This is a genomic window from Phenylobacterium sp. (assembly GCF_965229015.1).
GTDB lineage: Bacteria > Pseudomonadota > Alphaproteobacteria > Caulobacterales > Caulobacteraceae > Phenylobacterium.
Genome location: NZ_CBDDIM010000002.1, coordinates 1,465,939 through 1,490,209 on the forward strand (window position 1 = coordinate 1,465,939; position 24,271 = coordinate 1,490,209).

A 24,271-nucleotide genomic window follows, 5' to 3' on the forward strand; every position below is an offset into this window, starting at 1 on the left:
CGGGATGACACTCTTGGGAGTATGTCATGACCGCCTTCGACGAACCCGCCCGCCTGGCCAGCCTCCACGCCGCGCAGGCGCGCGCCGAGGCGTTGTTCGCCGCCATAGAGGCGCAGGGCTTGGTGCGCGCCGGCGTGCTGGAGAGCGAGCTTTCCGACGAGATCCATGCCCTGGCCGCCACGCAGTTCGGAGTGAGCGCCCACTGGCACCGGAAGGTCGTGCGCACCGGCGCCAACACCGTGGCCACCTTTCACGACCCGACCCCGGACCTGCGGATCGCGGCCGACGACATCCTGTTCCTCGACTTCGGCCCGGTGTTCGACGACTGGGAGGCCGACTTCGGGCGCACCTTCGTCCTGGGGGATGATCCCGTGAAGCAGGCCCTGCGCCGGGACCTGGGCTTGGTGTGGGCCGAGCTACGGGATTTCTACGAGGGCGACCCCGACATCACCGGGGCGCAGCTCTACGCGCTGGCGCACGCGTCCGCCGAGCGGCGCGGCTGGAAATTCGGCGGCCAGATCGCGGGTCACCTGGTGGGGGAGTTCCCGCACACGGCGCTGCCGGGCGAGCGGTCGGTGTCGCTGGTGGCGCCGGGCAATGACATGCCCATGCGCGCCCCCGACGCCGACGGACGGGTCCGCTACTGGATCCTGGAGGTCCACCTGGTGGAGCCTCAGGGGCGGTTCGGGGCGTTCGCGGAGGAGCTGCTGAGCCGGTAGGGGCGGGACGCGCGGTCCGCTCTGTCGCCGAAATACAATCTTCGCGCGCCCGGCCGTCGGCGAGTCTAGCCTTACAGAGCCCAAACCGGGAACGTGAACCTCACACCGATTCACGGATGCGATCCAACCGCTCAGATTGGAGGGTGGAGCCTGGTGTCCAAGGCGAAGGGTTCCTGCAAGACCACCTCATAGCTGCCCCTCGCCGTCGCCGCGACGAACACGAGGTTCCAGCTATGGAACGACACCGCACTTGGAATGGCGACGAAGGCGTGCGCGTTGAGAAGGTCGTCTCCGAACCTCTGCTGACCAGCACTGGGTACGCCAGGGCGCATCCAGTTCGGGTTAGGAACATCTTCCGGCTGAACAATCCTTACTGAGATCGGGTCTTTGATGCGGGCGGCGGTCAGGACATGGGGAACCGTATCCAGGGTCTTGAACCCTTTGTGCACCGCCACCTCAAGAATGGCGGTCGACGGGTCAAGCGCACAGTAGACGGCTCGAACGCCTTTGCTGTTCCAGCGTCCGCCAAAGAGGTATCCCCCTTCTCCGCTGTCCCAACTTGGCGCGAAGCGAGCCTCATCAAGCCGCCATGCGATGACCTCCGAACCCCCCAAGGGGGAGGGCAACGGCGTCACGCGTAGACGCCGTACTCAAGGCGACCAAGGTGCTCCTCGACCGCCTCGACGCCTGCGGCCGTGGAGAGCAGGTCGAGTGGCTTGTTCTGGTTCAGGCCCATGGCGGGACGCTGTAGCCACAGCTCCGCCTCGGCCTGCGAGCCGAACACTGCCGTCGCCTTCGCAAGGACTTCAGCGAACTTCCACGCCCGTCCGCTCTGCTCGGTGTTCAGCGGCCGATGTAGCTCCTCCCGCCGCCGTTGAAGCGTGCGCTGGCTCATACCAACAGCCTTCTCGAACTGATCGGGCGAACGGAGCAGTTGAACGTGATCAACGAGGTGCGTCAGCGCCCGCGCAGGCAGGCCATCCTGAAGCAACTCGTGCGCATCAAGAGGGCCCTCAACGTCGCGGCGCAGGATCGCCAGGCCGCCGAGAAGTTCAGCAACGCGTGTCCAGATTGCGGGGAGCCGAGCGCTGTCCGCAAAAGCCCCGTGTGCGAGTAGATTGGCTTCCATGGCTGACAGCGCGTAGGCAGTATGGCCCGCATGGCTGCGATCCAGCGCCGCCATCGCCTCGTCCGCGGGGTCTCCCAGGCGTCCGAAGCCGGGGGCCGTAGTCGATGCTTCGGGTGCTATCTCGTCGCGGATGGCCCTGTTTAGCCATTCGCCAATCGATATGCCGAACCGGCGAGCTTGGCCTTCCGCCATCTCGCGAGCCTTGGGATCAATTCCTCTCACGCTCCAGGAGTCCGCTCCTGCGGAATAGCCGCCGCCGCTCCTCACTTTGTCACGGGGGGTATGAGGCTTGGTCGCCACATCGCATCCTATCGAGCGTCAACTGTCCACTTCAATGATGACAGCTGTCGCCGGTGGCTGCAAGACATCCGCGTTCGCTGCCCCCGGGCGCATCATAGCCAGACCTCCGAGGGCGAAACCTGATGTTCCCGGTTTGTTCTTGACGGATCGACCGGTCCGTGAGAGGCTGCGAGTCTCCCCCAATCATCGTCCAGGTGTCCATGTCGTCGCAGTCGCCGCCCCTCGGGCGTCCCGATCGTCGTCCGTCGGTGCGCTATACGCCGGCGCTCGGAAAGCTGATCTGCGAGAAGATCGCTGGCGGGCAGAGCGAGGCGTCCCTGGGGCGCGAGCCGGGGATGCCCTCGGTGCAGGCGATCTACAAGTGGCGGGCGCGGGAGCCCGGGTTCGCGGCGGCCTATGAGGCGGCGCGCGACCAGGCGCGGCGCGGCCGGGTCGCGAAGGACCGGGCGGAGGATGAGGACCGGCGCTGGCGCCGCGCCCTGCGACCGCGCAAGGACCAGCGCGGCGGCCGGGTCCCGACCTATACCGACGAACTGGGCGGGGTGATCCTGCGGCGGATCGCGGGCGGGGAGACGGTGCTGTCGGTGGGCGCAGATCCCGACATGCCCTGCGCGGCCACAATCTATCACTGGATCCGGGCCGACGACGGCTTTCACGACGCCTATCTGAAGGCCAAGGCGGTGGCCGCCGACATCTTCGCCGACGCCATGCTGGAGATCGCGCTCGAGTCCACCGAGACCACGGCGCGGGCCGACGCCCTGCGCATCAAGACCCTGCGCTGGACCGCCTCGATGCTGGCGCCGAAGAAGTACGGGGTCCGGCGGCCCCTGCCGCCGGAGGAGGAAGACCCGGACAAGCCGCCGTGGGTGGTGGTGGTCCAGGAGTTCGGCATGACCGAGGACGAGGCCCTGGCCACCATCGGGCGCGGGCCGCTGGCGAAGGTGGAGCCGGAGACGGATTGGTGGAGTACGCCGTGAGGGCGGCCGTTCGGCTTGCCCACCCCGTTGTCATCCCGGTTTCCGCGTCGCGGAAGACCGGGGCCCATATTCACCGATCTATCCAGAGAACCCCGCGCGTCTGGGTCCCGCACAAGCGCTGCGCGCTTTGCGGGATGACACCTTGATGAGACTAGTCCCGCCGCGCCAAGGTCCCCACCACGCCTAGGCAGATGCGCAGCTGGCCGGCGAAGTAGAGGGCCCAGACCACCGGGCTGACCCAGGCGAGGCCGGCCAGGGGGCCGGTGCGGGCGAAGATGAAGAGGTCCGAGGCCACGAACATCAGGGCGCCGAGGCCCACGCTCAGGCGGGGGAAGCGGCTGATCCAGGCGGTGGCCGCCATGACGGCCAGGCCGGTGGCGTAGAGGGCGATACCGGGCGCGCCGGCGCGGTCGCCGGGCAGCAGGTAGGCGGTGATCACCGTGGCGGGCACGATGAGGGCGGCCAGCAGGAGCTGGCTGCGGCTGAGGCTCGGGCGGCGGTTGCGCAGGTAGAGGGCGATGGCCACCAGGTGGCCGGCCAGGAAGGCGATGGCCCCGGTCACCAGGCCGTGGGTCTCCAGCAGGACATCGCCCGTGGCGCCCAGCGCCATGACCGCCACGAGCAGCCAGCCGTCGAGGCTCTTGGCGCGGACCGCGGCGTACAGGGCCAGGAGGGCCACGCCCGAGCCCTTCCAGGCGATCATGGCTGGATCGGGCAGGGCCAGATAGGCCGAGGCCAGGAAGCTGACCCCGCCCAGGATGGCGCAGGCCAGGATGAGTCTCGCAGGCAGGCTTGGCCGGTCCATCTTCGTTTCCCCCCTCAGGTGGCGGCACCTTAGGCGGTTGACGCTTGGGCGCCCAAGCCGGTTGGCGCCGGTGTTGCAACCGTCTGTTGAATCGGACGGGATGGGCCAAGGCGGGCCGTTGGGGGACTTGATGACGAACAGGATGCTGCTGACGCTGGCCATGGCCGGCGTCTTGAGCGCGGCCACGTCCGCCGTGGCCGCACCGCCGCCCGGCACGGCCCCGCCGGCCGACTGGAAGGCCTGCGACGGCTATGGGGGCCCATCGAAGTCCGGCGACGGCATGACCACCTATGCCTCCGCCCTGCGCATCTTCGTCACCGCGACGGGGGGCGACATGGTTCGCAGCCAGACCGGCGCCGGTCAGGCCGGGCTCGCCGCCTGCGACAGGGCCCTGGCCGACCCGATCCTGGCGCCCGCCTACTGGATGCGCCGGGTCAGCCTGCTGCAGGGCAGGGCCCTGCATCAGCTGGCCGCCAACGACCCGCGGGGCGCGCTGCAGACCTTGGACCTGGCGCAACAGACGGCCCGGCCGGGGACGGAGCTCTACTATCCCCGCAGCCTGGGCCTCAGCCTGACCTATGTCCGCGCCTACGCCCTGGGGATGATGGGGGACCGTCGCCAGGCCTGGGCCCTGGCCACGGAGAGCCGGCGCTGGCGTCCCTACTCGCGGCAGACGGCCATCGCCACCACGGTGCTGATGGGCCGCAGCGGCACCCGCGCGGATGTGCGGGCCGCCCTGCAGGCCCAGGCGCGGCTGGATCCGCAGCGGATAGACGGCCTGTTCGTGGAGGCCATGGAGGCTGGCCGCTGGAACGAGGCGATCACCCTCTATCCCAGCCTGTCTCCGCGCCTGAAACCCGCCAATCGGCCAATGTACGATTTCCAGGAGGCCGACCTGAACATCGAAAACCGCACGACGACGGAGGTCTACTGGGCCTCCCGCTCGGGAGCCTACGCCGTGGCCCTGGCCGAGACCGGTCGGGTCCCGGAAGCCCGGGCGGCGATCGCCCAGGCCCGCGACCGGGTGGCGCGCGCGGCCTCCGCGCCGCCGGACCTGATGGTCAACGGCAAGCCGGTGAAGTCCAAGTGGCTGCCCAACGTCGCCCTGCGCGCCAACCAGGCGATCGGCCAGCGTGGCGGGGCCGCCCTCGACCGCGCCGCCTATGCGGTGGAGGCCCTGGCGGCGGGCGAGCGTCCGCAGGCCGAGATCACCGGTCCCGCCAGGCCCCTGGGGCGTCCCGAGGAGGAGCTGGGCCTGCTGCTCACGACCCTGCCCGGAGCTGAGACCATGGCCCGGATCCCGGTCTATGCGCCCTTCCACTTCGGCCCCTGGGTCGGGGACAAACCCGGCTACAGCGAAAAGCCGGGGCCGGCGCCGGGGGTGACCACGGTGATGTACCGCAGCTCCATCGCCTCCCCCGACGCGGTGGAGGAGATGGCGGTGATGCGCGCCGCGGATTTGGCGCGTCAGGCCGGGCGCGCAGGCTTCGTCATCCTGGCGCGGCGCGACACCCAGCACTCGATCACCAACACCTACTACACCGTTCCGGTGGCGAGTTTCCCGGACGGCTATTCCACGGAACTCGACGTGGTGTTCGTCGATCCTCAGTCCTTGCCGCCAGAATTCCGCGCCACGCCTTGGCGGGTGATCGACGCGGAAACCGCCTTCAGCGCCCTGGCGCGGGACTATCCGCCGCCGGTGGCGGGCCGCCGGTAGGCCCGCAGGAATTCCCCGAGCGGGCGAGGGGGATGTGCTAGAGAAGCGGTGTGTCGTCCCGCTTCGGGGCGCGAAAGGACACCGCCATGGCCAAGGGTCAGAAGAAGAGCAACAAGGAAGTCCGCAAGCCCAAGGCCGAGAAGCCGAAGAGCACCGCCCCGGCCGGCTGGACCCCTAACGTCCTGAAGAAGTAGGGCGCGTGGGACGCGAGACCGTCCACCTGGTTCAGGCCTATATCGCCGGCAAGGGCAAGGGTCTGAAGGCCGAACAGGTGCTGATCTGCAAGTCCGCCGAGGAGGCGCGGCGCAAGGCCGAGCGCCTGTCCGACACCCGGCTGGGGGTGGTGGCCTTCTCCGCCTCGGCCGACGCCGAGCTGGGGGACTATGACGAGACCCCGGTGATCCTGTTCAAGGCCGGCCAGCTGCCGCCGCCCTACGACGAGGCCTGAGGCGGGGGGAGGGCCTTCCCCAAACAAATCCCGTCATCCCGGGCGACCCGCAGGGGAGACCCGGGACCCAGGGGGATTGATTGCGGCCCCTGGGTCCCGGCTCTCCGCTTCGCTGCGGCCGGGATGACGGAGTTGGGTTCGCGAGATCAGCGCCCGACCACCCACAGATCCAGCGGCTGGTGGGCCTCGTGGCGGATCACGAACCAGTAGCCGAGCCCGAAGGCCACCAGGCCCGCGACCGCGGCGCCCAGGAAGCCGGCCGGGGTGGCGAACCATAGGGTCAGGACCAGGATCGTGGTCCCCAGCAGGACCATCGACCAGCGGACCAGCATGTTGAAGACGTGATAGGTGCGCTCGTGATCGAGCAGGTGGACCTCGGACTCAGACGGCATGGATAGGCCTCCGAAAACGGTTGTATCCCCGCAGCCAGGATAACACGTTTTCGCAGATCAGTGTTCCGCCGCCATCATCGCCGGAGTGATGACATAGGCGCCGTCCAGGAAGGCGACGATCTCGCGGGCGCCGGGGTGGTCGTGGGCGGCGTAGCGGGCGCGCAGGGCGGGGATGGCCTCGCCCAGCCGGTCGAGGCCGGTGTCCTGCAGCAGCACCAGGTGGCCCTGGACGCGCCAGGCCAGCTCCTCCCCCAGCACCGCGCGGGCCGCGGCCAGGAAGGCCTGGCCGTACTCGTAGTCCTCGCCCAGGCGATAGCTGTCGGCCAGCGTCAGGGCCGGGATGCGGGAGAGGACCGGCTGCAGGGCCGGGTTCACCGCGTGGGCGGCGACGTGGTCGGCGATGGCGCCCGGACGGCCGGTGAAGGCGCGCAGGTGCAGATGGGGCGACATGCGCGGGCCGTCATTGACCGGATAGTTGTCCCACAGGAAGGGCTTGCGCCCCAGCTGGCCGGCGACGCGGGACAGGTGGCCGGGGGTGAACTCCTTGGAGCAGACCTCCTCGCCGGTCCAGAACACCTCGATGGCGGGATCCAGGGCGGCGCCGAAGTCCTCCAGATAGTCGGCCGGCCGGGCCCCGAAGGCGCGGTCCAGCTCCGGGGCGTCGGAATAGTAGGTGGGGCAGGCGATGACCCGGGTCGCGGCCGTGCGCTCGGCGATCCAGTGGATGATGCGCACCTGGGTGGCGGCCAGGTCGGGCAGGTCGCCGCGCATGTCGTCGAACAGCACCCCGAGGTCCTGGATGCCGATCATGTCCAGCATGGCGAGCTTGCGGGCCAGGGCGTCCTGGGCCTGCCCGTCGAAGTCGCGATAGAGCTCGAAGGGGCTCAGGCCCACCCCGAAGCGGACCCCATGCTCGGCGCAGTGGTCGGAGAGGGCCAGCAGCTCGGCGGCCATCTCGGCCGGGTGCGGCTCCTGCCAGCGGCGGCGCAGCCAGGGGTCGGCCTTGGGGGCGTACATGTAGAAGCCGTAGCCGTGGGGGGCGAGGAAGCTGACCTGGTCGCGGCGTTCGGCCCAGCTCCAGGGGGCGCCGTAATAGCCCTCGATGATCCCCAGCTCGACGGTCATGGCGGCCCCTCCCAAGGCGTGACGGCCGCGAGCCTGCCTGACGCGACGACCCGCGGCTAGACCCTGGCGGCCTGGTCCAGCAGCCAGGCGCGGAAGGCGGCGATCTTGGCGGCGCGGCGGCGGTCGGCGGGATAGACCAGCCAGTAGCCGCCGCCGAAGCTGATGCGGGCCTCGAAGGGGCAGACCAGCCGCCCCTGGGCGATGTCGGCGGAAAACAGGATCGGCGAGCCCAGCGCCACCCCGTGGCCGGCCAGGGCCGAGGCCACCTCCAGGGTCTGGGCGTCGGCGGCCAGGCGGGGCGTGCCCTCGATGGAGGGCGCCTCCACCCCGGCGGCGGCGAACCAGGCGTCCCACTCGCTGGCCAGGCCGATCAGGGGCGCTTTCAGCAGGTCGCGGGGTTCGGTGAGATTGAGGTCGCGGGCCATCTGCGGCGTGCAGAGCGGCGCGCCGTCGGCGGAGAACAGGTAGTGGCTGGCCAGGCCGGGCCACTCGCCGCCGCCCGAGCGGATCCCCACATCGACGTCCTCGCGGGCCAGGTCGACGATCCGGCCGCTGGCCTCCAGCCGCACGGCGATCTGCGGATGGGCGAGCTGGAAGGCGCCCAGGCGCGGGGCGAGCCAGGCGGTGGCCAGGGACTGCAGGGTGGTGATGGCCAGCACCCCTTCGCCGGTGTCGGTGAGGTCGGCGAGGGCCGCGCGCAGCAGGCCGACCGCCTCGCTTGCGGCGCGGGCCAGGCGCTCGCCGGCCGGGGTCAGAACCACCTCCCGGGGCAGGCGGCGGAACAGGGGCTGGGCCAGGCGCTGCTCCAGGGCCTTCACCTGCCAGGAGACCGCGGCCTGGGTGATGTTCAGCTCGGCGGCGGCGCGGGTGAAGCTCTTCAGGCGCGCGGCGGCCTCGAAGACGCGGATGGCGCTGAGCGGCAGGGTGGCGAGCGGGTCTGACATAAGCTGACCTGATGCATAGAGCAGGAGGACCGCTTTGTCACCGGGGCGCGAAAGTCCGAAAACCGTCTCCGCACATAAGGAGACCGGTGATGGACGAGTTGGGAAGACGGGACGTGCCGTTCGGCTGGCTGCTGTGGATTCAGGAAGCCCTGGCGGCGCGGAGGGCCAAGCGGCGCGCGCGGCCCTGGGGCGAACCCCCGCGGGGAAGCGCCCTGCTGGGAGATCTGCATTGGCTGGCGGGACCGCACTGAGGCGCTCCCTCCCCAGGTTGGGGAGGGAGTTCAGGTCAGCTTTTCACGGGCGGCGGCGGGGCGCAGTTCCCGGCGCGGGCCTGCACAACGAAGAACAGGGCGCGGGTGGCCGCGAAGTTGCGATGTTCGGCGATCGCGCTGGTGGGCTCGCCGGTTATCAGGCTGACCGCGTCGGACGGGCCGGCGGGACCTGAGAGGGACGCCTGGTTCCACTTGGAGAGCGCTGGGGAACAGGCGGCGACGGCGGCCTCGGCCACCACGTCGGCGGTGTCCTTGGCGCCGGCCAGGCTGTAGGCCCAGCGGTGCAGGCAGTCCTCCACCGGGGCGGCGCCGTCGGCGCTCACCGTCGGGGTGAGGGCCGGGACGCCGGCCGTGGTGGTGGTGGCCGCCGGCGTCGTGGCGAAGGGCGTGCAGATGCCCTTGGCGACCCTGGGGCCGTCGTTGTCGCTACAGGCGCTGAGGGAGAGGGCGGCGATCACCGCCAGGCCCGCCGTCTTCATGGCCGGAGTCATTGGCCGCACACGCGGGTCTGATAGTAGCTGACCTGGCCGCGGTCGTCATAATAGGGACGGCTGACCATGCGGCACTGGTCGTAGGACGCCTGGCGATAGGCGCTGTTGCGCGACGCCGTGGCGCGGTTGCTCGTGCGGTTACGATTGTAGCTGTAGCCGGTGTCGCACTTGGTGCGGGCGAGCTGGTTGCCCACCACCGCGCCGCCGAGGCCGCCGATGACGGCGCCGTTCTTGTGGCTGACCGCGTTGCCGATCAGGGCGCCGCCGATGGCGCCGATCACGGTGCCGGTCACTTTCCGGTCGTGGGCGCGTTGATCACAGGCGGTGCGCGCGCTGGCCAGGGTGGGTGCGGTGAGCGCAGCGAGCGCCAACCCACAGATCAAAATACGATGTCGCATAGCCAAGCCTCCAGAATCCTAAAGTCCCTCAGCCGACACAACGCCCCGGGTCGCCGATGGATGCGCCGCCATGCTGGCGCCTTGATTGGCCCCAAGAAGCCCGGGCTCACCTGGAGACACCTGTGCGCCGAGTTCTGATCCTGTCCGCCATGGCCGTCCTGGCCGCCTGCAGCCCCAAGGCCAAGACCGGCGCCGAGGACAAGTATGCCGGGCTGGAGGACGAGATTCTGGCCTGGCACAAGCAGATCCAGGCCAGCGACAAGGCCTGCCTGTCCAAGTCCGACGGCACGGGCTGCCAGGGCTTCGAGGTGGGCTGCAAGGGCGAGCGCGAGCTCACCGCCATCGACAAGGCCAAGGGCGTCACCGCCAAGCTGGTGGTGGCGATGAGCTGGGAAGGCTGGGATGCGGCGCGCAGCGAGTATCGCACCCAGTCCGGCTTCTCGGAGTTCACCAAGGTCGACGGCGGCTGGGTTCGCAGCCCCACCGGCCCGGTCAATCTGAGCACCTGCGTCAGCGCCTGAGGGGCCGGGAAAGGGAACCGGGCGCGGGACCTAAGCGTAAACCGCCAAGTTCGCGCGGCGAAGCTGTGCGATGCATCGAGGCCCAGGTGGGCGTAGTAGGGATGGAGCGCGGGTGAGCGAAGCGATGACGAGAGGCGCCTGGACCGAAGACGCCAGGCTTGCGTCCCTTCGGGCCACCGGCATCCTGGACACCGCGGCGGAGACCGCCTTCGACGACATCGTGCGGCTGGCGGCCCTGGTCTGCGAGGCGCCCATGGCGATCATCAGCTTCGTCGGTGGCGACCGTCAGTGGTTCAAGGCCAAGGTCGGGCTGGAGATCAGCGAGACCCCGATCCAGGTCTCCATCTGCCAGCACGTCCTGAGTTGCGATGACCTGGTGGTGTTCCCCGACCTGACCCAGGACGGTCGCACCGCGGGGAATCCCCTGGTGACCGAGCCGCCGGCCCTGCGCTTCTATGCCGGCGCCCGGGTGGACGCCCCCGACGGGGCGCCGATCGGCTCGGTGGCCGTGCTGGACACCGCGCCGCGGCCGCAGGGCCTGAGCGCCGACCAGGCCGAGACCCTGCTGGCCCTGGCCCGCCAGGTCATGGCCCAGCTGGCCCTACGGGCCCAGGCCGTGCGGCTGAAGGACGGGGAGAACCGCTTCCGGGCGATCGCCGACTCCATGCCGCAGATGGTCTGGTCGACCCTGCCGGACGGCTATCACGACTATTACAACGCCCGTTGGTACGAGTTCACCGGCACGCCGCCGGGCTCCACCGACGGCGAGGGCTGGAGCGGCATGTTCCATCCCGACGACCAGGACCGGGCCCGGGCGCTGTGGTCGCACAGTCTCGAGACCGGCGAGCCCTACGAGATCGAGTACCGGCTGCGCCACCATTCGGGGGCCTATCGCTGGACCCTGGGCCGCGCCTTGCCGATCCGCGACGAGGCCGGCCAGATCACCCGCTGGTTCGGCACCTGCACCGACATCGACGACGCCAAGCGCCTGGCCCAGGAACGCGAACTGGTGAGCCAGGAGCTCAGCCACCGGATCAAGAACATCTTCGCGGTGATCTCGGGCCTGATCTCGCTGTCGGCCCGCAACCATCCGCAATCCAAGGCCTATGCCGCCGCCCTTCGCGACCGGGTGATGGCGCTGGGCCGCGCCCACGACTTCGTCCGGCCGCACTCGAACGCCTCGCGCTCCACCGCGCGGGCGGCCACGGCCTTCGCCCTGCTGGGGGAGCTGTTCGCCCCCTATGAGGGGGCGGGCGGCCTGCGCATCAGCCTGGCCGGGGACGACATCGCCATCGACGACCGGGCGGCCACGCCCCTGGCCCTGATCTTCCACGAACTGGCCACCAACGCGGCCAAGTACGGCGCCCTGTCCACCCCCGACGGCCATGTGGCCATCACCGCGAAGAGGACGGGCGACGACTATCAGCTGGTGTGGACGGAGAGCGGCGGCCCCGCCATCGCCGGCCCGCCCCCGGCCGAGGGCTTCGGCTCGACCTTGTCGAAGGTCTCGGTGGAGGGGCAACTCGGTGGAACCCTCAGCCGCGAATGGCGCCCCGAGGGCCTGGTGGTGCGGATGAGCGCGCCGGCCACCGCCTATACGCGGCCGAGCCGGGTCAGCCAGTAGGGCGGCGAGCCACCGCCGCATTTCTTTGGATTTGACTCACGCATATCCCGCTGGTTATACGTCGACCAATAACCCGAAGGTTATCGATCCAGATGCCGACCCCCCACGACGTGCTCTTCAGGACCCTGGCCGACCCGACCCGGCGGGCCCTCTTCGAACGGCTGTGCCGCGAGGGCGAGCAGACGGTAGGGGCGCTCACCGCCCGGGCCGGGGTCTCGCAGCCGGCGGTCTCCAAGCACCTGGCGGTCCTCAAGCAGGCGGGGCTGGTGCGTGATCGGCCCGAGGGCCGTCAGACCCATTACAGCGCGCAACTGGGCGCCCTGACCCCGTTGATCGACTGGACCAACCAGATGGCCGGGTTCTGGGAAAACCGGTTCGACCAACTCGAAGATCTCCTCAGAAGGATGGACCAATGAGCACCACAGCCGCCGAAACCCTCTCCGTGACCGTCGAGCGGGAGGTCGCCTTTCCGCCGGAGAAGGTCTGGCGCGCCCTGACCCAGCCCCACCTGATCGCCGAGTGGCTGATGAAGAACGACTTCAAGCCGGTGGTGGGCCACAGCTTCAGCCTCAGCGCCGAGTGGGGCGCGGTGGACTGCCGGGTCGAGACGGTGGAGGCCAACCGGGCCCTGTCCTACACCTGGGACGGCCTTGGCCTGGAAAGCGTGGTCACCTGGACCCTCACCCCGACGAGCACGGGGACCCGGCTGCGCATGGAGCAGGTGGGCTTCCGGCCCGATCAGCAGATGGCCTACCGGGGCGCCACGGCCGGCTGGCCGCGGTTCTTCGACAACCTGGAACAGGTCCTGGCGCGACCGGACTAGACCCGCTTCCACGCGTCTCCAGAGGAGGTTTCCTTGAGCACCTGGGTTCGTCAGATCCACCGCTGGGTGTGCGTCGTCTTCACGGCGGGCGTCACCCTCAACATCGTCGTCATCTTCGGCCTGGGACAGGAGAAGCCCTCCCTGTGGGTGGGCCTCTCGGCGCTGGCGCCGCTGGTCGTGCTGCTGCTCACCGGCCTGTACATGTTCGTGTCGCCCTATGCCGCCAAGTGGCGCGGCGGGCGATAGGCGCGATGGGCAAGGGACCGACCCTCCTGGCGGGCGGCAACCCGCAGATCGCGAAGGGGGAGGGCGACGCCCCCGTCCAGGCCTATATCGCGGCCCTGCCGGGCTGGAAGAGCGACCTCGGCCGCCGCCTCGACGCCCTTGTGGTGGGCGCCGTCCCGGGCGTGCGCAAGGCGGTCAAATGGAACTCACCGCTGTACGGGGTCGAGGGCCAGGGCTGGTTCCTCGGCCTGCACAGCTTCACCCATTATGTGAAGGTGGCCTTCTTCCGCGGCGCGTCGCTCCGTCCGGTTCCCCCCGGCGCGTCCAAGGGCAAGGAGACGCGTTATCTCAACATCGGCGAGGCCGACGCGCTCGATGAGGCGCAGTTCGTGGACTGGGTGAGACAGGCCAGCCGATTGCCCGGCGACAGACTGTGAAACCGACGATGAAAAAGGCGACAGCGATGATCAAGACCGACAGCGGCGCGCCCGAGGACAGCGGCGCCTCTCCCTCCGAGTTGATCGACGCCAGGATCAAGGCCCTGGACGACTGGCGGGGCGAGACCCTCGCCCGGGTCCGGCGCCTGATCCAGCTGGCCGATCCGCAGGTGGTGGAGGAATGGAAGTGGCGGGGCGTTCCGGTGTGGTCGCACGACGGAATCCTTTGCACCGGCGAGACCTACAAGGCGGTCGTCAAGCTGACCTTCGCCCAGGGCGCGGCCCTGGAGGACCCGGCGCGCCTGTTCAATTCCAGCCTGGAGGGGAACACGCGGCGGGCCATCGATATCCACGAGGGCGAGGCGATCGACGAGGCGGCCTTGACGGCGCTCGTTCGCGCCGCCGTGGCGCTGAACGCGGCGCGGGCGGCCGTCCGCAAGCCGAAGCGCGCCTGACGGAGTCTAGGCGGGGTCCGTGGGGGCGGCGGGGCCGAACTGGCCATCTTCCCGCGTCAGACCGCGCCAACAGTCGGCGAGATATTGGAAGCGTTGCTTCATGTCGGGGGCTCCGCAAAGGTCGGCGCGGTTCTGCAGTTCCACGGCCTTATCGAGACATTCCTGGGCTGTTCTCATGCCGGTAGCTTAGGGCCGGGGTGCGCCGAGATGGTTAACGGCCGCCGCGGCCATTTGAATCCCCCGTCTTCAGGCGAAGAGGCGCAGTTCGCCGGGCGGGGAGAGCATCGGGCTGCGGCGCGCGGCGTAGTCCACCACGGCGGCCACGGCGTGGCGCGAGGCGGGCTTGGGCAGGACGCCGATCGTTCCGGCGACTCCATCCTCCAGCAGGCCGGGATTGGCGGTGAGGAAGATCACCGCCGCGCCATGACGCTGAGCCAGGGCGCGTCCGATCTCGACGCCGGTCTCGCCGTCGCGGAGGTTGAGGTCCACGAGGGCGACATCGACACCTTCGCCGGCCAGGGCCTCGAAGCTGCGGCGGTCCGGGGCGATCCCGACGACGGTATGGCCCAGTTCGCTGAGAGTTTCCTCCAGCTCCATGGCGACCAGGATCTCGTCTTCGACAATCAACACCCGCACTGAGACATGCTCCGGACAACGGCTCTCGCGCCGTGCACCATGAATGCCGAGGCCGCCCGAAGGTTGCGGGGGTTGTGTCAGATAGGCGACTTTGGGTTCCCTGGCCCGATGGCTGCGGATTCCTTGCCACACAAGGCCAACGGGCGAGGCGGCGCTTGCGAGGGGGCCGGGAGCGGGAAGTGGAGCGCATGGAGCCGACGTCGGCGCTTTGGGATGGACCGCCGCTGGAGGCCTGGGACGCCTGGACGCCGGAGGCGGCCGCGGCGCGGCTGGCGGGCGTGGACGCGCCCTGGTGCGTGGTGGGCGGCTGGGCGCTGGACCTGTGGCTGGGGCGTCAGAGCCGCCCGCACGGAGACCTGGAGATCGCCATTCCGAGGTCGGCGTTCGCCGCGATGCGCGACCGACTGGCGGGTTTCGCCCTGCACGTGGTGGGTGACGGCGAGGTCCGCGCCCTGGACCCCGGCGCCGAGCCGCCGGCCCACCGGCATCAGACCTGGGTGCGGGAGGGGCAGGCCTGGCGAATGGACGTCATGCTGGAGCCCGGCGACGCGGACACCTGGATCTTCCGCCGCGACGAGAGCCTGACCGCGCCGAGACGCCGGATGGTGGGGGTGTCGACGGCGCCCTATCTGAAGCCTGAGGGCGTGCTGCTCTACAAGGCGGCCAAGCCGCGGCCGAAGGACGAGGCCGACTTCGCCCTGATCGCGCCCCTGCTGGAGGCGCCGGCGCGGACCTGGCTGAGGGCCGCCCTGGCGCGGCTCTATCCCGGCCATCCCTGGCTGGAGCGCCTGGGCCCATAGAAAAAGGGCCCCGACCGCCTGGAGAGGTGGTCGGAGCCCTGATCCGGCTAGGTCAACGCCGCGAGCGGCGCCGTCCTACTTCTTGGGTTCGGCGGCGGCGTCGACCTTGGCTTCGGTCGCGGCGGCGGCGGCGTCGCCGGAGGCTTGCATGGCGTCGCCAGCCTTGTCGCCGGCCTTCTGGGCGGCGTCGGTGGCGGTGTCGGCGGCGTCCTTGGCGGTGGCGGCGGCGTCGGTCGCGGCGGCGGCGGCCTGGTCGGCGGTGGCGTCAGCGGCGACCGGGGCCGGGGCTTCTTCCTTCTTGGTGCAGGCGGCGGCGGCGAGGCCGAGAACGGCGACGGTCATCAGGGTGGCGAAACGCATGGGTATCTCCGAATTTGGGGGGGATATGGCTTGGGCTGAACGCCACCCCCGCGTGGCGTACAGCGCTCCCGCCAAGGCCGGAGCATCACCATAACTCCGTGATCACGATCGCGTTCCCGGTCCGATCACAAATTCGTGCCAAGCCTGTGGATAAATCCGCGGAGCCTGATCGGCTCCCGCGCGTTGGCGCCGCCCGGACCGTCGAAAACGGGCGCGTCAGGTGTCCTCGCCGCCCCCCAGCACGCCGCCGATGATGCTCCCCAGGATGCCCGCGCCGGCGATACCCGCCACCGTGCGGCCGCCGACCCCGGAGCCTTCGCCGGAGGGCAGGTATGCGGCGATGGCCTCGGCCAGGTTGAGGATCGGCATGGACTGCAGGTGGACCTCGCCGGGGCCGGTGAGGCTGGCCAGGAACAGGCCCTCGCCGCCGAACAGGATGTTGCGGAAGCCGGGCACCATCTGGATGTCGAAGCTGACGCTCGGCTCATGGACGCCGACGTGGCCGGCATGGACCAGCAGGCGCTCGCCGGGGGCCAGGGTCTTGGTGACCACCTCGCCGGAGAGGTCGAGGAACACCACGCCGGGGCCGGTGACCTTTTGCAGGATGAAGCCCGCCCCGCCGAAGAAGCCCGAGCCGATGCGCTGTTGCCAGGCCAGTTCCAGGGTGACGGTTGTCTCGGCGCAGAGGAAGGTCTCGCGCCGGCAGATCAGGCTTTCGCCGGGCGCCAGCTGGCGGGCCAGGATCGAGCCCGGAAAGCGCGGCGCGAAGGCCACGTGGCCCTGGGACCGCTCGGCGGTGAATTCGGTGATGAAGAAGCTGCCGCCGGTGAGGCTGCGCTTGAGGCCGGCGAACAGGCCGCCGCCGGTGTTGGTGTGCATGCGCACATTGTCGCTCATCCAGGCCATGGCGGCGGTCTGGCTATAGATGGTCTCGCCGGGCGCCAGGTCGATGCCGACGGTCTGCATCACCGTTCCGGAGATCTCGTAGCGCATGGCGGCCTCGTGGGGGGTGGATCAAGCCTGACCATAGGAGCCTCGCCCTCATGGCGGAAGTCGGGCGACGGGGCACCCGAAAGGCGCCACTTAAGGGCCGACAGCCGAAGGACGCCCCATGCTCGACGACACCCCCCGGATCGCGGTTCTCGGCGCCATGCCCAGCGAGCTGACCGCCCTGCGCAAGGACCTGACCGACGCCGCCGAGCACAGGGTCGGCGGAGCGGTGTTCACGACCGGCCTGCTGGCGGGCAAGGCGGTGGTGCTGCATGCCTGCGGGGTCTCCATGGTCAATGCGGCCATGAGCACCCAGCGGCTCCTCGACCTGTTCGACGTCACCACGGTGATGGTCAGCGGCTGCGCCGGCGGGGTCGATCCGGACCTGAAGGTGGGGGACGTCTTCGTGGCCAGCCAATGGGGCCAGTACCTGGATGTGGTGATGGGGCGCGAGGGGCCCGGCGGCTTCGAGCCGGCGGCGGGTTTCCCCGGCGGGTTCGGCAATTTCGGGATGATGTTCCCCAAGCCGGTGATCGTGACCGGGCCGGACGGCGAGAGCGGGCGGCGGTTCTGGTTCCCGGCGGCGCCGGCCGTGCTCACCGCGGCGCGACGGCTGGCGGTGACGGTGGTGCTGTCCAGGGGCGGCGGGGCGGCTCAGCTCGACAAGACCCCTCGGGTGGTGGTGGGGGGGAACGCCGTCTCCGGGGCGGCCTTCGTCAACAACACCGAGCTGCGGGACTGGGTGTTCGAGACCTTCCAGGCGGGCGTCCTGGACTGCGAGAGCGCCGCCGTGGCCCACGTGGCCTTCTGCAACGGCAAACCCTTCGTGGCGGTGCGCGGCCTCTCCAGCCTGGCCGGGGCCGGGGAGGGTGACAAGCTCTACGCGGCCTTCAACCAGCTGGCCTCGGACAACGCCGCGGCGGTGACCCTGGGCCTGATCCGCGCGCTCTAGCTTGCGACGGCCCGCCGGCTGGCGTGAGATGCGGGAAAGAGGAAACGCCCATGATCAAGCTGACCTTTCCCCTCGTGCGCCTGCCGCATCTGAGCCGGGAGGACTTCCAGGCCTATTGGCACGGGGCCCACGGCCCGCTGGTGGCGAGCGTGCGCGAGACCCTGGGGATCCAGCGCTACGTCCAGATGCACACCATGCCCGACGAGCTCTCCGAGCCGCTGCGGGCCAGCCGCGGGGCGCCGCAGCCCTACGACGGGGTGGCGCAGCTCTGGTACGAGAGCCTGGAGGCGCTGGGCGCCATCATGGCCAGCCCCGAGGCCCAGGCGGCCGGCCGGCTGCTGCTGGAGGACGAGAAGAAGTTCATCGACCATAGCCGCTCGCCGCTGTTCTGGGGCCAGGAGCGGGTGATCTTCTAGGCGGCCCGGTCGAAGCGCGCCTCGGCGGCGTCGGCGGCGTCGAGCTGGCCCGGCGAGAGCTGGGCGCCGCGGCAGTCGGCATAGCTGAACCGGGCGCCGGTGAGGTCGGTGGGGGTGGCGCGGCCGCCCACCTCCAGATGCTTGAGCAGGGCGCCGCGCAGGTCGGCGCGGGCGAGGTTGGCGCCGGCCAGGCGCGCGCCGCGCAGGTCAGCCCCGCGAAGGTTGGCGCCGCGCAGGTCCGCGCCCTCGAGATTGGCCGCCTGCAGGAAGGCGCCCTCCAGGTTCAGCCGCACGAGACAGGCGCCGGGCGCCTGCAGGCCGGTGAGCTGGCCCCTGTGGAGGGCGTCGCCCACCACGCGCAGGTCGGCGCCCTCCATCTGGGCCGCGCCCCCCTGCTTGCCGTTGGTGAGGCACCAGACCTGGTGGCCGGCCAGCGCCTCCAGCAGGGCCGGGCGGCGCGACAGGGCCTCGGCGGTGGGCGCCTGGACCACGCCGGTCATGCAGGCGTCGTGGGTGGTGGAGCCGGCCAGGATGGCGCCGGACATCACCGCGTCGGTGAAGTCGGCGTTCTCCAGGTTGGCGCTGGTGAAGTCGGCGTTCTCCAGCAGGGCGCCCGACAGGTTGGCGCTCTTCAGCTTGGCCCCGTTCAGCTTGGCGCCGCGCATGGTGCAGTCGGAGAAGTCGGTGGCGAAGGCGGCGGCGACGTCGGAGCGGATCTTGTTGGGGGCGGCCTCGGCCATGGTGGCGCGCTGGCGCTGCGAGAGGGAGACGAAGCCCTGGGCGGAGTGGGCGGCGATCTGGCCGGGGCGGAAGTCGGCGTCCTGCAGGTCGGCGTCGGAGAGGTCGGCGCCGCAGAGCACGGCGCCGCGCATGTCGGCCCGGCTGAGACTGACCCCGGTGAGATTGGCGCCGCGCAGGTCGGCCCCGAACAGCTGGGCGCGGTCGAGGATGGCGCCGGAGAGGTCGCAGCCGCGCATGCTGGCCCCCGACAGGTCGGCGTCGGCGAGGTTGCGGCGGGGCATGGCCAGGCCGGTGAGGTCGACCATGGGCAGGATCATGCGGCGTCCACCGTGGCGGCCGGCGAGGAAGAGCTCATGACTCAGCACGCAGCTCACCAGCTCGGCCTGGGTCAAACGTTCGACAGGTTTGGTCACCGGGGCCCCATGAGCGCGCGCGGCCGTACGGGCCGTCGTCAACTTCACGTTGCGGGGGAGAAGCTAAACAAAGGTCGAAGCTGCACCCAAAAACGTGGGACCGATTGACGCAGGGTGGTGAAGCTTGGGGGCTTCAGGCCGCCTGACCGGCGCACCAGCCGGACGACCAGGCCCATTGGAAGTTGTATCCGCCCAGCCAGCCGGTGACGTCCACCACCTCGCCGACGAAGTAGAGGCCGGGGACCGCCCGGGCCTGCAGGGTGCGCGGATCGAGGGCGGCGGTGTCCACCCCGCCCAGGGTGACCTCGGCGGTGCGGTAGCCCTCCGACCCCACCGGCTTGACGGTCCAGCGGTTCACCGCGGCGTCGACCCGGGCCAGCACCTTGTCGGGCAGGTCGGCGATGTTGCCCAGCGCGCCCTCGTCCTCGGCGATCATCTGGGCCAGGCGCTTGGGGATGTGGTCGGCCAGCACGGTGGCGGTCGCCTGGCGGCCGCGGGTGGTCTTGGCGAGCTTCATGGCCGCCATCAGGTCGACCCCGGGCGCCATGCTCAGCGTGATCTCCTGGCCCTCACGCCAGTAGGAGGAGATCTGCAGGATGGCGGGGCCCGACAGGCCGCGGTGGGTGAAGAGCATGGCCTCGGCGAACCGGGTCTTGCCGCAGGCGGCCACGGCGTCGACCGCGACCCCGGCCAGGGGCTTGAGGTGCTCCAGGGTCTTCACCTCGAAGGTGAGGGGGACCAGGGCGGGGCGGGTCTCGATGACCGGCAGGCCGAACTCGGCGGCGATCTCGTAGCCCCAGCCGGTGGCGCCCATCTTCGGGATCGACTTTCCGCCGGTGGCGACCACCAGGGACGCGCACGCCACCGTCCCTCCGGGCAGGGCGAGCTCGAAGCCCGTGGCGGTCTTGCTGACCTTGGCCACCGCCGTGGCCAGGCGGAGCTGGACGCCGGCGGCCTTCATCTCGGCCAGCAGCATCGCGATGATGTCCTTGGCGCTGTCGTCGCAGAAGAGCTGGCCCAGGGTCTTCTCGTGCCAGGCGATGCCGTAGCGATCCACCAGGGCGATGAAGTCCCTGGCCGAATAGCGGCGCAGGGGACCCTTGGCGAAGCGGGGGTCGGCGGAGATGAAATTGGCCGGCGAGGTGTTGATGTTGGTGAAGTTGCAGCGGCCGCCGCCGGAGATGCGGATCTTCTCGCCGGCCGCCTGGGCGTGATCCACCACCAGGACCGAGCGCCCGCGCTTGCCCGCCTCGATGGCGCACATCATGCCGGCGGCGCCGGCGCCGACCACGACGACGTCGAAGCTTTCCATGCTCAGTTGAGTGGACCGGAGAGCCAGGCCTCCAGCATCGGCACCACCGCGGCGCCCGGCTGGAAGCCGCGGGTCACCACGCCGTAGGCGCCGGCCTCGGTGGGGCCGGCGATCAGGGTCGGGAAGCCGGTGACCCCGGCCTTCTGCGAGGTCCCGTAGTCGCGCCAGGTCTCGTGCTTGAGGTCCTCGGTGTCGAAGGCGGCCAGGAGGCTCTCGCCGTTCAGGCCGTGCCGGGTGATCAGGGCGGCCAGGACCAGGGGGTCGGTGATGTTCTGGTTCTGCGCGTAGAAGGCCGCCTGCAGGTCGCCCAGGAAGGTCAGGGCCAGCTCCGGGTCCTGGCGGCGCACCCAGACCACGGCGCGGGCCGCCGGGTCGGTGTCATAGAGGAAGCCCGGGGTCTCCAGGACGGCGGGGTCGAAGGGCAGGCCCGAGGCCTCGGTAACGTGGGTCCAGTGGCCGGCCAGGCTGGCCTTGGCCTCGTCGGTCATCGGGGTGTCGGTCCCGGGACGCAGGCCGCCCATGATCAGCTGGATCGGCAGGGCGCGGCCGAAGGTCCTGCGGATGTCGGCGATCACCGGTGAGAAGCCGTAGCACCAGGAGCACATGGGATCGGCGAAGTAGATCAGGTGCGGCGTTTGCATGACGCCCCAGTCTAGCACCGAGCGGGCGCCCGGCGCTCGGGCTTTTCAGGTCCCGGCCCGGCGCCGCGCCCGCGCCTGGCGCTCCCAGGCCTCCCGCGCGGCCATCACCGCGCCGGTGAAGTCGGGGCCGTAGAGGCGGTAGCAGGAGAACACCACCTCGACCCCGGCCGGCAGGGTCCTGGCCAGGGCCTCCAGGCCCGGCGTGACGTCGGTGCGATGGATCACCCGCCCCTCGTCGTCCGAACAGCGAAGGGGCGGCTCGCCCAGCCGGGAGAGATGGGGGCAGGCGCCCGCGGCCCGCTCGGCGCAGGCGCGGTGGATGGGGGGCACGTTGCAGCCGTACTGCTGGGTCCCGTCGAGCAGGGTGACCAGACCCCCCGAAGCGACGGGGAAGATGTAGCGGTCGTGGGCCGGGGTCGGTTCGCCGCAGACATGGCAGAGCAGGTCCACCATGCCCCGGCGCTGACGGGTGACGTGGATGGCCGCGAAGAGCGGTTCGCCCACTCCCGGGGCCTGTTTCTGATCCAGCTCCAGCAGGCCCGGGAAGTCGCGCGAGGGCTGGAGACGGAAGGCCTGCTCACCGCTCCAGGCCGCCGACCAGGGAACCTCGACCTCTGCTGTCCCGGGCATGGGAGCCTCTTGTGTGACCGCGCGGGCCTATCCTAGGCCCAGGGCCGACGGGTTCGCCAGCCCGCCGCCGCCTCAGCCCGGATGCGCGCCGGCCGCCCTGGCCAGCTTCAGGGCCTCGTCGAGCGCCTGGTCGGTGGGGACGGCGACGTCGGGGGTGACGCCCTTGCCCTCCCAGTCCCAGTTGGTGTCGGGGTCGTAGGAGCGGCCGACGGGGACGAAGACGCCGAAGCGGGCGCCGACCTCGAGGATGCCGCCATAGTGGCCGGCCCCCCGGGTGGTCTCGCCCACCACGGTGGCGCGGTGGGTGCGCTTGAAGGCGAGCGCCAGGTGTTCGGCGGCCGAGGCCGAGCGGCGGGAGGTGAGATAGTAGACCGGGACCTTCTGCAGGCGCGTCTCGCCCTTGTCGGGGATCACCACATGGTCATGGCTAACCAGGGTGGGCGCCGACGGCTGGCGCACCAGGGTCGGTCCGTCGGTCAGTGGGCCGCTGTCCTCGATGCCGGCGCGGGTGTCCATCCGCAGCAGGTGCGTGGTGGCCGGGTAGAGCAGGGGCAGGATGGCGTCCATCACCGCCAGCCCCCCGCCGCGGTGCGGCCGGGCGTCGATGATCACCGCCTTGGCGTCGGCGTGGGCCAGCAGGAAGGCGCGCGCCTTCTCGGGCTCGGGCGGCTCATCGACGAACTGATTGAAGCGCAGATAGGCGATGTCGCCGATCATCCTGGCCTCCTCCAGCCCGGGCGGGCCCGAGGCGCGGGCGCTGGCCGGGATGTCCGTGGCGGGCGGGCGAGGGGTGTTCCAGGCGGATTCGGGGGCCAGGCGCAGGTGGCCGTCCGGCGCCACGGCCTGGAGATCGGCGGTGACCTTGGTTCCGAAGGCGGTGGGGTCGGTGAGGCCGTCATAGGCGCCCGACGACAGGTTGGCCCGCAGCATGGCGGCGTACCTGGCGCCGGTCTCCGGGAAGACGAAGTTCGCCTCCAGGGCCTTGGCCAACCTCTCGATCACGTCGCGGCGCTCGGCGGCGTCGAGCGGTTTGACCGCGGCGGCGACGGCTGCGGCCGGGGCGGGTTGGGCGTGCGCGAGGCCGTTGAGGCCGGTGGCGAGGATAAGGGCCGCACCGGCGGCCAGCAGATGACGGCGCATGAAGGTCTCCAGGACTGGACGCTGATAGGCGGGCTCGCCGGGCGGCGGCAAGTTAAGCTCCCGTAAGCTTGGCCGAACAGGTTCGCGGTTTCCCCTTGATCGCGGTCGTCGGACCGCCAAGGTGACGCCTCGGATTTGCGGAGTGATCGAATGCGTACGAGTCGGGTTGCGATGGCGGCGGTGGCGGCCCTGCTGGTGAGTTCGGCCCCGGCCCTGGCGGCGGGCAAGGACGCCAAGGTCTGGGCCGCGGCCGAGAAGGCTCGCGAAGCCCAGCTCGACCTGCTGAAGCAGGTGGTCAACATCGACTCCGGCACCGGCGACATCGAGGGCGGGCGCAAGGTGGCGGCCGTCCTGATCCCGCGCCTGAAGGCCCTGGGCATGACCATCGAGACCGTGCCGGCCGAGATCGACGGCCTGCCGGAGAATACGGTGGCCACTCTGAAGGGGACGGGCAAGGCCAGGATCCTGATGATCGGCCACATCGACACCGTGTTCGGGCCGGGCACGACAGCCAAGTGGCCCTTCTCCATCGAGGGCGACCGCGCGCGCGGCCCCGGCGTGGCCGACGAGAAGGGCGGGGTGATCGAGGGGCTCTACGCGCTGCAGATCCTCAACGATCTCGGCTTCAAGAATTTCGCCCAGATCACGTTCCTCATCGAGACCAGCGAGGAGCGCGGGTCGCCCGGCACGCGGGCCCTGATCGACAGGCTGGTGAAGTCTCACGACGTGGAGCTGAACCTGGAGCCCGGCGATGCGCCCGACGTGATCACGGTGTGGCGCAAGGGCTCCTCGACCATGAACATCGCGGTCAAGGGCCGCGCCGCCCACGCCGGAGTCGCGCCGCAGGATGGCCGCAACGCCGCCGTCGAGCTGATCCACCAGCTGGCCACGGTGGAGGGCATGCCCCACTCGGGCGACGGCCTGACCGTCAACCTGACGATCATCCAGGCGGGCTCGCGCTACAACATCATCCCCGAGGACGCCAAGGCGCAGCTCAATGTGCGGGCGCGCAAGAAGAGCGAGTTCGACGAGGTGGAGGCCGCCCTGCAGGCCGCCGCCAAGACCACGGTGGTGCCCGACACCACGGTGACCGTGACGCGGGAAACCTCGTTCCCGCCGCTGGCCAACAACCCGGCGACCGACGCGCTGGCGGCGCGGGCGCAGGCCATCTATGCGGGCCTGGGGCTGAAGCTCGGAACCGGCGGCAATGGCGGCGCCTCGCAGTCGGCCCTGGCTTACGAGGCGGGCACGCCGGCCCTGGACGGCCTGGGCCCGGTGGGCGGCGGCTTCCACTCCGACAAGGAGTTCATGGACCTGAAGTCGGTGACGCCGCGGCTCTATCTGCTCACCAAGCTGATCATGGACCTGAGCGCGAACCCGCCGAAGAAATAACCCCAACTCCGCTCATCCCCGCGAAAGCGGGGACCCAGGCTTTTCT

The 24,271-nt window shown here is 70.5% G+C and carries 33 protein-coding genes; 17 read left to right on the forward strand and 16 right to left on the reverse strand.

Annotated features, from left to right (window positions below; genetic code table 11):
- The first annotated feature begins 26 nt into the window (after window positions 1-26).
- On the forward strand, window positions 27-719 hold the full coding sequence (locus ACO06I_RS23445; protein WP_421935030.1) for a M24 family metallopeptidase: 693 nt from the start codon (window positions 27-29) through the stop codon (window positions 717-719).
- Window positions 720-850: 131 nt separating this feature from the next.
- Here the strand turns inward: ACO06I_RS23445 and ACO06I_RS23450 are convergent, their stop codons facing one another.
- Entirely contained in the window at window positions 851-1,354 is a 504-nt protein-coding gene (locus tag ACO06I_RS23450) for an RES family NAD+ phosphorylase (RefSeq protein WP_421935031.1), read from the reverse strand.
- Window positions 1,351-2,040 (reverse strand): type II toxin-antitoxin system Xre/ParS family antitoxin, encoded by a 690-nt coding sequence (gene parS, locus ACO06I_RS23455; protein ID WP_421935032.1) that lies wholly within the window; start codon window positions 2,038-2,040, stop codon window positions 1,351-1,353. The genes ACO06I_RS23450 and parS overlap by 4 nt, the downstream gene beginning before the upstream one ends.
- A gap of 308 nt (window positions 2,041-2,348) precedes the next feature.
- Here parS and ACO06I_RS23460 point away from each other — a divergent pair, with 308 nt between their 5' ends.
- On the forward strand, window positions 2,349-3,125 hold the full coding sequence (locus tag ACO06I_RS23460) for a hypothetical protein (RefSeq protein WP_421935033.1): 777 nt from the start codon (window positions 2,349-2,351) through the stop codon (window positions 3,123-3,125).
- Window positions 3,126-3,276: 151 nt separating this feature from the next.
- Here the strand turns inward: ACO06I_RS23460 and ACO06I_RS23465 are convergent, their stop codons facing one another.
- Window positions 3,277-3,930 (reverse strand): lysoplasmalogenase family protein, encoded by a 654-nt coding sequence (locus tag ACO06I_RS23465; protein ID WP_421935034.1) that lies wholly within the window; start codon window positions 3,928-3,930, stop codon window positions 3,277-3,279.
- Between the two features lie 130 nt (window positions 3,931-4,060).
- On the opposite strand from ACO06I_RS23465, the gene ACO06I_RS23470 reads away from it, so the two are divergent.
- The 3 genes from ACO06I_RS23470 to ACO06I_RS23480 all read left to right on the forward strand — a co-directional run bounded on the left by ACO06I_RS23470 (window position 4,061) and on the right by ACO06I_RS23480 (window position 6,095).
- Entirely contained in the window at window positions 4,061-5,647 is a 1,587-nt protein-coding gene (locus ACO06I_RS23470; protein ID WP_421935035.1) for a hypothetical protein, read from the forward strand.
- Window positions 5,648-5,733: 86 nt separating this feature from the next.
- Entirely contained in the window at window positions 5,734-5,841 is a 108-nt protein-coding gene (locus tag ACO06I_RS23475) for a hypothetical protein (protein ID WP_421935036.1), read from the forward strand.
- 5 nt (window positions 5,842-5,846) lie between these two features.
- Window positions 5,847-6,095, forward strand: coding sequence for a hypothetical protein (locus tag ACO06I_RS23480; protein ID WP_304698915.1), 249 nt, complete (start codon window positions 5,847-5,849; stop codon window positions 6,093-6,095).
- A gap of 146 nt (window positions 6,096-6,241) precedes the next feature.
- Here the strand turns inward: ACO06I_RS23480 and ACO06I_RS23485 are convergent, their stop codons facing one another.
- Genes ACO06I_RS23485 through ACO06I_RS23495 form a run of 3 tightly spaced genes read right to left on the reverse strand, consistent with a single transcriptional unit; the run spans window position 6,242 to window position 8,556 of the window.
- On the reverse strand, window positions 6,242-6,487 hold the full coding sequence (locus ACO06I_RS23485; protein WP_421935037.1) for a hypothetical protein: 246 nt from the start codon (window positions 6,485-6,487) through the stop codon (window positions 6,242-6,244).
- Between the two features lie 57 nt (window positions 6,488-6,544).
- Window positions 6,545-7,612 (reverse strand): beta-N-acetylglucosaminidase domain-containing protein, encoded by a 1,068-nt coding sequence (locus ACO06I_RS23490; protein ID WP_421935038.1) that lies wholly within the window; start codon window positions 7,610-7,612, stop codon window positions 6,545-6,547.
- Window positions 7,613-7,668: 56 nt separating this feature from the next.
- The gene (locus ACO06I_RS23495; RefSeq protein ID WP_421935039.1) at window positions 7,669-8,556 is read right to left on the reverse strand and encodes a LysR substrate-binding domain-containing protein; all 888 of its coding nucleotides are present in this window, start codon (window positions 8,554-8,556) and stop codon (window positions 7,669-7,671) included.
- A gap of 89 nt (window positions 8,557-8,645) precedes the next feature.
- Here ACO06I_RS23495 and ACO06I_RS23500 point away from each other — a divergent pair, with 89 nt between their 5' ends.
- The gene (locus tag ACO06I_RS23500) at window positions 8,646-8,807 is read left to right on the forward strand and encodes a hypothetical protein (protein ID WP_421935040.1); all 162 of its coding nucleotides are present in this window, start codon (window positions 8,646-8,648) and stop codon (window positions 8,805-8,807) included.
- A 35-nt stretch (window positions 8,808-8,842) separates the two neighbouring features.
- Here the strand turns inward: ACO06I_RS23500 and ACO06I_RS23505 are convergent, their stop codons facing one another.
- Both ACO06I_RS23505 and ACO06I_RS23510 read right to left on the reverse strand, forming a co-directional pair.
- Complete coding sequence (locus tag ACO06I_RS23505; RefSeq protein WP_421935041.1) at window positions 8,843-9,307, reverse strand: hypothetical protein; 465 nt, start codon at window positions 9,305-9,307, stop codon at window positions 8,843-8,845.
- An 8-nt stretch (window positions 9,308-9,315) separates the two neighbouring features.
- Window positions 9,316-9,717 carry a YMGG-like glycine zipper-containing protein gene (locus ACO06I_RS23510; RefSeq protein WP_421935042.1) on the reverse strand — a complete coding sequence of 134 codons (402 nt, stop codon included), beginning with the start codon at window positions 9,715-9,717 and terminating at the stop codon, window positions 9,316-9,318.
- A gap of 122 nt (window positions 9,718-9,839) precedes the next feature.
- Between ACO06I_RS23510 and ACO06I_RS23515 the strand changes: the two genes are divergently transcribed.
- The 7 genes from ACO06I_RS23515 (at window position 9,840) to ACO06I_RS23545 (ending at window position 13,802) form a co-directional block, all read left to right on the forward strand.
- Entirely contained in the window at window positions 9,840-10,238 is a 399-nt protein-coding gene (locus ACO06I_RS23515) for a hypothetical protein (RefSeq protein ID WP_421935043.1), read from the forward strand.
- Window positions 10,239-10,362: 124 nt separating this feature from the next.
- Window positions 10,363-11,862 (forward strand): sensor histidine kinase, encoded by a 1,500-nt coding sequence (locus ACO06I_RS23520; RefSeq protein ID WP_421935044.1) that lies wholly within the window; start codon window positions 10,363-10,365, stop codon window positions 11,860-11,862.
- Between the two features lie 92 nt (window positions 11,863-11,954).
- The gene (locus ACO06I_RS23525; protein WP_421935045.1) at window positions 11,955-12,278 is read left to right on the forward strand and encodes an ArsR/SmtB family transcription factor; all 324 of its coding nucleotides are present in this window, start codon (window positions 11,955-11,957) and stop codon (window positions 12,276-12,278) included.
- Window positions 12,275-12,685, forward strand: a complete 411-nt coding sequence (locus tag ACO06I_RS23530) for an SRPBCC family protein (protein WP_421935046.1) — start codon at window positions 12,275-12,277, stop codon at window positions 12,683-12,685. Before ACO06I_RS23525 ends, ACO06I_RS23530 begins: the two co-directional genes overlap by 4 nt.
- A 33-nt stretch (window positions 12,686-12,718) precedes the next feature.
- On the forward strand, window positions 12,719-12,931 hold the full coding sequence (locus tag ACO06I_RS23535) for a hypothetical protein (protein WP_421935047.1): 213 nt from the start codon (window positions 12,719-12,721) through the stop codon (window positions 12,929-12,931).
- Between the two features lie 5 nt (window positions 12,932-12,936).
- Complete coding sequence (locus ACO06I_RS23540) at window positions 12,937-13,347, forward strand: DUF1801 domain-containing protein (RefSeq protein WP_421935048.1); 411 nt, start codon at window positions 12,937-12,939, stop codon at window positions 13,345-13,347.
- A gap of 26 nt (window positions 13,348-13,373) precedes the next feature.
- On the forward strand, window positions 13,374-13,802 hold the full coding sequence (locus ACO06I_RS23545; protein WP_421935049.1) for a DUF1801 domain-containing protein: 429 nt from the start codon (window positions 13,374-13,376) through the stop codon (window positions 13,800-13,802).
- A gap of 246 nt (window positions 13,803-14,048) precedes the next feature.
- Here ACO06I_RS23545 and ACO06I_RS23550 read toward each other — a convergent pair whose 3' ends face one another.
- Window positions 14,049-14,438 (reverse strand): response regulator, encoded by a 390-nt coding sequence (locus ACO06I_RS23550; RefSeq protein WP_421935050.1) that lies wholly within the window; start codon window positions 14,436-14,438, stop codon window positions 14,049-14,051.
- Between the two features lie 188 nt (window positions 14,439-14,626).
- Here ACO06I_RS23550 and ACO06I_RS23555 point away from each other — a divergent pair, with 188 nt between their 5' ends.
- Window positions 14,627-15,238 carry a nucleotidyltransferase domain-containing protein gene (locus ACO06I_RS23555; RefSeq protein WP_421935051.1) on the forward strand — a complete coding sequence of 204 codons (612 nt, stop codon included), beginning with the start codon at window positions 14,627-14,629 and terminating at the stop codon, window positions 15,236-15,238.
- A gap of 75 nt (window positions 15,239-15,313) precedes the next feature.
- Here ACO06I_RS23555 and ACO06I_RS23560 read toward each other — a convergent pair whose 3' ends face one another.
- Together ACO06I_RS23560 and ACO06I_RS23565 are read right to left on the reverse strand one after the other, a co-directional pair.
- Window positions 15,314-15,598, reverse strand: a complete 285-nt coding sequence (locus tag ACO06I_RS23560; RefSeq protein WP_421935052.1) for a hypothetical protein — start codon at window positions 15,596-15,598, stop codon at window positions 15,314-15,316.
- Between the two features lie 216 nt (window positions 15,599-15,814).
- Window positions 15,815-16,591 carry a TIGR00266 family protein gene (locus tag ACO06I_RS23565; protein WP_421935053.1) on the reverse strand — a complete coding sequence of 259 codons (777 nt, stop codon included), beginning with the start codon at window positions 16,589-16,591 and terminating at the stop codon, window positions 15,815-15,817.
- 118 nt (window positions 16,592-16,709) lie between these two features.
- Here ACO06I_RS23565 and ACO06I_RS23570 point away from each other — a divergent pair, with 118 nt between their 5' ends.
- Both ACO06I_RS23570 and ACO06I_RS23575 read left to right on the forward strand, forming a co-directional pair.
- Window positions 16,710-17,540, forward strand: coding sequence for a 5'-methylthioadenosine/S-adenosylhomocysteine nucleosidase (locus tag ACO06I_RS23570; protein ID WP_421935054.1), 831 nt, complete (start codon window positions 16,710-16,712; stop codon window positions 17,538-17,540).
- Between the two features lie 50 nt (window positions 17,541-17,590).
- Window positions 17,591-17,956 (forward strand): EthD domain-containing protein, encoded by a 366-nt coding sequence (locus ACO06I_RS23575; protein WP_421935055.1) that lies wholly within the window; start codon window positions 17,591-17,593, stop codon window positions 17,954-17,956.
- Here ACO06I_RS23575 and ACO06I_RS23580 read toward each other — a convergent pair.
- The 5 genes from ACO06I_RS23580 to ACO06I_RS23600 all read right to left on the reverse strand — a co-directional run bounded on the left by ACO06I_RS23580 (window position 17,953) and on the right by ACO06I_RS23600 (window position 22,833).
- Window positions 17,953-19,110, reverse strand: a complete 1,158-nt coding sequence (locus ACO06I_RS23580; RefSeq protein ID WP_421935056.1) for a pentapeptide repeat-containing protein — start codon at window positions 19,108-19,110, stop codon at window positions 17,953-17,955. The two genes, ACO06I_RS23575 and ACO06I_RS23580, sit on opposite strands and share 4 nt — an antisense overlap.
- Before the next feature lie 133 nt (window positions 19,111-19,243).
- A complete protein-coding gene (locus ACO06I_RS23585) occupies window positions 19,244-20,422 on the reverse strand; it encodes an NAD(P)/FAD-dependent oxidoreductase (protein ID WP_421935057.1) in 1,179 nt (392 codons plus the stop codon).
- A gap of 2 nt (window positions 20,423-20,424) precedes the next feature.
- Window positions 20,425-21,063 (reverse strand): DsbA family protein, encoded by a 639-nt coding sequence (locus ACO06I_RS23590; protein ID WP_421935058.1) that lies wholly within the window; start codon window positions 21,061-21,063, stop codon window positions 20,425-20,427.
- A gap of 45 nt (window positions 21,064-21,108) precedes the next feature.
- On the reverse strand, window positions 21,109-21,693 hold the full coding sequence (locus ACO06I_RS23595; protein ID WP_421935059.1) for a hypothetical protein: 585 nt from the start codon (window positions 21,691-21,693) through the stop codon (window positions 21,109-21,111).
- Between the two features lie 72 nt (window positions 21,694-21,765).
- Window positions 21,766-22,833: a S41 family peptidase gene (locus ACO06I_RS23600; protein ID WP_421935060.1), complete on the reverse strand. Its 1,068-nt coding sequence runs from the start codon at window positions 22,831-22,833 to the stop codon at window positions 21,766-21,768.
- 150 nt (window positions 22,834-22,983) lie between these two features.
- On the opposite strand from ACO06I_RS23600, the gene ACO06I_RS23605 reads away from it, so the two are divergent.
- A complete protein-coding gene (locus ACO06I_RS23605; protein ID WP_421935061.1) occupies window positions 22,984-24,225 on the forward strand; it encodes a glutamate carboxypeptidase in 1,242 nt (413 codons plus the stop codon).
- The last annotated feature ends 46 nt before the right edge of the window (window positions 24,226-24,271 follow it).